Origin of the sequence: Mycobacterium arosiense ATCC BAA-1401 = DSM 45069 (assembly GCF_002086125.1) — a bacterium.
Lineage (GTDB): Bacteria > Actinomycetota > Actinomycetes > Mycobacteriales > Mycobacteriaceae > Mycobacterium > Mycobacterium arosiense.
The window spans coordinates 1-235 of the sequence record NZ_MVHG01000408.1 but is presented as its reverse complement, the minus strand read 5'-3'; the positions used below and the strand labels follow the sequence as shown (position 1 = coordinate 235).

At 66.4% G+C, this 235-nt stretch carries 1 protein-coding gene; it reads left to right on the top strand.

Annotation, left to right across the window (positions count from 1 at the left end; genetic code table 11):
- Window positions 1–64: 64 nt before the first annotated feature.
- The coding region (locus BST14_RS32360; RefSeq protein WP_368731268.1) for an acyl-CoA thioesterase at window positions 65–235 on the top strand (171 nt) is incomplete at its 3' end.

Below are 235 nucleotides of genomic sequence, written 5' to 3'. Positions count from 1 at the left end.
GGGATCAGATCACACAACTGGCCAGGGAAGCGCGCGAACTGGCCGGCAGCCTGGAGCAGCATTGATGAATTGGGACTACGCCGATCCGTTCGTGATCGACCTCAGGGTCCTCGCCGAGGACATCGACGGGCTCGGCCACGCGAACAACGCCGTCTACGTCAGTTGGTTGGAGCGCTGCGCCTGGCGCCACTCGCAGCGGCTGGGCCTGGACCTGGCCGAGTACCGCCGGCTGGAC